This window comes from Rhodococcus sp. P3_B8 (assembly GCF_056402775.1).
This window is the reverse complement of record NZ_JBFUGT010000536.1, coordinates 1-2,630: the sequence shown is the minus strand read 5'-3', so window position 1 is coordinate 2,630 and position 2,630 is coordinate 1. Positions and strand designations below refer to the sequence as shown.

At 69.0% G+C, this 2,630-nt stretch carries 4 protein-coding genes; 3 read left to right on the top strand and 1 reads right to left on the bottom strand.

The annotated features are described in order from the left end of the window. Positions 1 to 20 precede the first annotated feature (20 nt). Complete coding sequence (locus tag AC1D1G_RS44185) at positions 21 to 944, top strand: LysR family transcriptional regulator (RefSeq protein WP_317568837.1); 924 nt, start codon at positions 21 to 23, stop codon at positions 942 to 944. 330 nt (positions 945 to 1,274) lie between these two features. Here AC1D1G_RS44185 and AC1D1G_RS44180 read toward each other — a convergent pair whose 3' ends face one another. Then, positions 1,275 to 1,793 carry an LLM class flavin-dependent oxidoreductase gene (locus AC1D1G_RS44180; protein ID WP_477956824.1) on the bottom strand — a complete coding sequence of 173 codons (519 nt, stop codon included), beginning with the start codon at positions 1,791 to 1,793 and terminating at the stop codon, positions 1,275 to 1,277. Between the two features lie 165 nt (positions 1,794 to 1,958). Between AC1D1G_RS44180 and AC1D1G_RS44175 the strand changes: the two genes are divergently transcribed. After that, a complete protein-coding gene (locus AC1D1G_RS44175; protein ID WP_477956823.1) occupies positions 1,959 to 2,102 on the top strand; it encodes a hypothetical protein in 144 nt (47 codons plus the stop codon). A 96-nt stretch (positions 2,103 to 2,198) separates the two neighbouring features. Further along, the coding region (locus AC1D1G_RS44170) for a protein adenylyltransferase SelO family protein (protein WP_477956822.1) at positions 2,199 to 2,630 on the top strand (432 nt) is incomplete at its 3' end.

Sequence of the window (2,630 nt, the reverse complement as noted above, 5' to 3'; positions counted from 1 at the left end):
TGGATGCATAGGCTGGCGGCATGGAGCTGTCATTGCGCCGGTTGCGGATGCTTCGGGAGTTGCATCGCCGAGGCACCGTGACTGCCGCGGCGCTGGCCTTGCACTACACCACATCCGCGGTATCCCAACAGCTCACCCAGCTCGAACGCGATGTCGGCGCAAAGCTATTCGAGCGGCGCGGTCGGCGGGTGCAGCTCACCGAGATCGGCCTGCTCCTCGCCGAGCACGCCGAGGAGATCATTCGATCGGTGGAGCGCGCGACGACCGCTCTCGAGCAAACGCAGGACGGGGTCACCGCCCGATTGACCGTCGGCGTGTGGGCGTCCGTCGCGTCGAGCCTGGTGCCGAGTGCGCTGACGTTGCTGGCCGCCGAACATCCCGGCATCGAGGTGCGAACGAGGGAGCTCGCGCCGGAGGACACCGCAGTCGCGGTACGGGACGGGTCGCTGGACTTCTCCTTCGTGATCGACTATTCCGACTACCCGATGCAGTGGGACCCGGAGTTGACCAGGGTGGTGATCGCGGTGGAGCGACTGCACGCAGCGCTGCCTCCGGGAACGGTTTCCGCCAGAACCATGGCGCTGGCGGATCTCGCCGAGCACCCCTGGATCCTTGCGGGACCCACGTCGCATTTCGGCCGCGCGGTGCGCTTGGCCTGTCAGCGTTGCGGATTCGAACCCAGGATCAACCATGAGGTCGGCGAGCAGGCGACGGCACTCGCGATGGTTGCCGCGGGCCTGGGAGTCACCCTTGTCTCCGATCTCGGACTGACGCTGCGCCCGCCGGGAATGGACGTCGTCGCGCTCACCGAACCACTCATGCGGACCATTTCCATCGCCCATCGGGGGACGGAAGCGCACCGACCGCCGCTGCAACTGGTGATCGACGCAGTGCGGGCCGCGGCGGCCGCACGGGGGCTCGCCGCGCGGACGCCGTACCCGTAAGCGCGTTCACCCCCCGCAGGACGGAATGTCGGGCGTGTGGGCGCATGGTTTCGAGCATGTAGTCGAGTTCGGCGATGGTGCGGTGGGGTGCGAGTGTGAGGATCGGCATCTCGGCGCTGCGGTGTACCAGTGCTGGAGTTGGTCGTGAGCGGTGTCGGGTGTGCCCCAGACGGCGAGCTCGGAACAAGGGCCGGCACGTCGGTGGTGTCGTGGGTCGGGTTGCCGGCGAGCACGGCCTCCACCTGCTCGCGGTATCCCCGTTCGCTCAGCGAGCGGCGGTAGAGCGAACCCATGCTGGTGGGGTAGAACGCGACCCACCACGACGCGATCTCACGAGCGGTTGCGTGATCGGCCGCGACGGCTGTGGGGACGGCCGGGCACACCGAGGAACGTGTGGTGCGGCCGGATCGGGCGCTCGCCTCCTGGGAGCAGGTCGATTCCGCAGGGCAGCCACGACCGGGTGGCTAGGAAGGGCACCCAGCCGCCGGCCACTTCGCCGGCGAGTTGGATGGATTTGTTGCCGAGTCCGGCGAGGTAGATCGGCAGGCCGGTGCGCGCGGCGACACCCAGCCGCAGGGGCCGGTGGTCGCGGGTCGCCGTCGGGCGGACCCGGTCGCCGTCGAGCAGTCGACGGACCTGTGCGGTGACCGCGCGTAGCTTGGCCACCGGCGCGGTGAACGATTGGTCGTGCAGTCCTTCGACGAGCTGCGGACTGCGTGCACCCAAGCCGAGGACGAAACGGTCGTGGGAGACCTGGTCGAGGCTGGTGGCGAGCATCGCGAGAGTGCCGGCGGTGCGGCCCCAGACGCTGAGCACACCGGCCGCACAGACCTCGACCGAAGCTTTCACGCCGCCCTCGATCTGGGGCCAGGACTGCGTGACACGGTCGCCTCCGGCCACCGCGAACATCGTTTCGTCGGTACCGCCGACCTGCCCAATCAATACCGAACATCGGTCGGACCGGGCTGGGCACTCCTCGGCGATGCCGGCCACCACAAGGACCCCTCCACCGGGATGGGCATCGCCGATGCGTTCCTCAGCGCCGACCTGCTCGCGGAGGCCATCCACAGCACGCGCATCCTCGGCGGGTCGGTGCCCATCCGAGACGTCTATTCTCCGTCGAACATCGCGTCGGTCCTCGCACAAGCCAACCCTTGAACGCACATTGCCTTGCGCGTGCGCACCAGGCCGTACTCGCGGTGGCACCGGTGCCATCGGGTGCGCGGCGGTCCGTGCGGTGGTTACCCTCGCAGGATGACTGCAATTCCGGATTCCACGGTGGGCACGAACACAGCGGTGTCCGGCCTCGAAAGCACCTTTGCCGACGAGCTGGGCGCCCTGACCGTCCCCTGGCAGGGTGCCCATGCGCCCGACCCCACGTTGCTCGTGCTCAACGAGCAGCTCGCGGCGTCGCTGCGGTTGGAAGTCCGGGCACTGCGAAGCGAGGACGGGGCCGGCGTCCTGTCCGGATCGACGGCGCCGGCCGGGGCCAAGCCGGTGGCGATGGCATATTCGGGCCATCAGTTCGGCGGATACGCACCGCTCCTCGGCGATGGCCGGGCGTTACTGCTCGGCGAGCTGACCAGCAGTGATGGGCAGCGGGTGGATCTACACCTCAAGGGCTCGGGGCCCACGCCGTTCTCCCGGGGCGGCGACGGGTTCGCGGTAATCGGCCCGATGCTGCGC

Coding starts and splice junctions, on each gene's coding strand:
- AC1D1G_RS44185 (WP_317568837.1), top strand. CDS start 21: ATGGAGCTGTCATTGCGCCGGTTGCGGATGCTTCGGGAGTTGCATCGC.
- AC1D1G_RS44175 (WP_477956823.1), top strand. CDS start 1,959: ATGGGCATCGCCGATGCGTTCCTCAGCGCCGACCTGCTCGCGGAGGCC.